The organism is Rhizobium bangladeshense (assembly GCF_001662075.1).
In the GTDB taxonomy this organism is placed as follows: Bacteria; Pseudomonadota; Alphaproteobacteria; order Rhizobiales; family Rhizobiaceae; genus Rhizobium; species Rhizobium bangladeshense_B.
The window spans coordinates 1-2,214 of record NZ_LYPL01000063.1; the positions used below are offsets into that span (position 1 = coordinate 1).

Consider the following 2,214-nt stretch of genomic DNA (forward strand, 5'->3'; position numbering starts at 1 on the left):
TCGCTGGCCCAGGGTTATGGCGCGCCGCCGGCGATCGCCAATGCCTATAAGGACGTCGTCTCGAAGTTCGTCCACGGCCAGATCAAGAGCTCCGACGAAGCCGTCACCCAGCTCGTCCAGGCGATCGACGACGCCCGCTGAGGGTCGTCGATGAACAAGGCTTCCCCGTCTCTTGGGCCGGGGAAGCGTCAGGCTCCGCAGCGATTAGGCGGAGACGATCGGCAAGGCCGGTCCTGCGGGAAAGGGAGATGATATCCATGAGCACAGTTGCGACCACCGATCCGGTTCTGACGCCCGGGCAAGCGACGCCGATCTCGCTCAGAGGCCGGCTGCAGGATGCGCTGCCGAAGATCGTGCTGGCGCCGAGCTTCGTCATCACCCTCATCTTCGTCTACGGCTTCATCGTCTGGACGGCCTATCTCTCCTTCACCAATTCCAAGACCTTCCCGTCCTATGCGCTGACCGGGCCACGCGCCTATCAGCGGCTGTGGCGCTGGACCTTCGAGAGCGATCCGCCGTCCTCCTGGTACACCTCGATCACCAACATGGCGATCTTCGGCTTCCTCTATGTCGGCATCTGCCTGGCGCTCGGTCTGCTGCTCGCCATCCTGCTCGACCAGAAGATCCGCGGCGAGGGGCTGCTCAGGCCGATCTTCCTCTATCCGATGGCGCTGTCCTTCATCGTCACCGGCGTGGCCTGGAAATGGTTCCTCGACCCCGGCCTCGGGCTGGAGCAGACGCTGCACCACTTCGGCTGGACGAGCTTCCACTTCGACTGGATCAAGAACAAGGACTTCGTCATCTACACCGTCGTCATCGCCGGCGTCTGGCAGGCCTCGGGCTTCGTCATGGCGATGTTCCTCGCCGGCCTTCGCGGCATCGACGGCGAGATCATGAAGGCGGCTGAGATCGACGGCGCTTCGCCCTTGCAGCTCTACCGCCGCATCGTCATTCCGCTGTTGCGGCCGATCTTTCTCTCCGCCTTCATCGTGCTCGCCCACATGGCGATCAAGTCCTACGACCTGGTGGTGGCGCTGACCTCGGGCGGGCCGGGCGGCTCGGCCTGGCTGCCGTCCAACTTCATGTATGAATACACCTTCAAGCGCAACGAGATGGCCGTCGGCTCGGCCAGCGCCATCATCATGCTGATGACCATCTCGGCGATCATCGTTCCCTATCTCTATTCCGAGCTGAAGGAGAAGGCGCGATGAGCAGCGTCACCTCTCCCATCGCCACCTCGTCATCGGCTGCGGCAACCGCAGGAGTGGAGCGCAGCAACAATACCCGCTGGATCGGCCGCATCGTCATCTACGGCCTGCTGGTGATCTTCGCCATCCTCTACCTGATGCCGCTCTTCGTCATGCTGGTGACCTCGTTCAAGACGATGGACGAGATCCAGGGCGGCAACATGCTGGCGCTGCCTGAGGCGCCGACCTTCGATCCCTGGATCAAGGCCTGGGGCGAGACCTGCGTCGGGCTGACCTGCGCCGGCATCAAGGGCTACTTCTGGAACTCGATCAAGATGGTGGTGCCGGCCGTCGCCATCTCCACCATCCTGGGGGCGCTGAACGGCTATATCCTGACCAAATGGCGCTTCCCCGGCCATACGCTGGTGTTCGGGCTGATGCTGTTTGCCTGCTTCATCCCGTTCCAGTCGGTGCTCTTGCCGATGGCGACGATCCTGGGCAGCCTCGGCCGCTTCGGCATGACGCTGCAGAATGCCACCGGCTGGAACTTCGGCTTCGGCAATCCGACCGTCAACCTGGTCTTCGTCCATGTCGTCTATGGCCTCGGCTTCACCACGCTGTTCTTCCGCAATTTCTACGAGGCCTTTCCGACCGAACTGGTGCGCGCCGCCCAGGTCGACGGCGCCAGCTTCTTCCAGATCTTCCGCCGCATCATGCTGCCGAACTCGCTGCCGATCATCGTCGTCACCGTCATCTACCAGTTCACCAATATCTGGAACGACTTCCTGTTTGCCTCGGCCTATGCCGGCACCGGCGACGCCATGCCGATGACGGTGGCGCTCAACAATGTCGTCAACACCTCGACCGGGGTGGTCGAATACAATGTCAACATGGCGGCGGCGATGATCGCCGCCGTTCCGACGCTCATCGTCTATATCCTCGCCGGCCGCTACTTCGTGCGTGGCCTGATGGCGGGCGCAGTCAAAGGGTAAGTCATGGCCTTCCTGGAAATCTCCGGTCTCAGAAA

General features: G+C 62.4%; 2 protein-coding genes and 1 pseudogene. All 3 read left to right on the forward strand.

Translation table 11 applies throughout. The features are described from left to right. Positions 1 to 141 (forward strand): annotated as a pseudogene (locus A7X77_RS32860) (sugar ABC transporter substrate-binding protein); the annotation flags it as partial. A 116-nt stretch (positions 142 to 257) separates the two neighbouring features. Further along, positions 258 to 1,211 (forward strand): carbohydrate ABC transporter permease, encoded by a 954-nt coding sequence (locus A7X77_RS31320; protein ID WP_064686658.1) that lies wholly within the window; start codon positions 258 to 260, stop codon positions 1,209 to 1,211. Beyond that, positions 1,208 to 2,179: a carbohydrate ABC transporter permease gene (locus tag A7X77_RS31325; protein WP_064686657.1), complete on the forward strand. Its 972-nt coding sequence runs from the start codon at positions 1,208 to 1,210 to the stop codon at positions 2,177 to 2,179. Before A7X77_RS31320 ends, A7X77_RS31325 begins: the two co-directional genes overlap by 4 nt. The last annotated feature ends 35 nt before the right edge of the window (positions 2,180 to 2,214 follow it).

Coding starts and splice junctions, on each gene's coding strand:
- A7X77_RS31325 (WP_064686657.1), top strand. CDS start 1,208: ATGAGCAGCGTCACCTCTCCCATCGCCACCTCGTCATCGGCTGCGGCA.
- A7X77_RS31320 (WP_064686658.1), top strand. CDS start 258: ATGAGCACAGTTGCGACCACCGATCCGGTTCTGACGCCCGGGCAAGCG.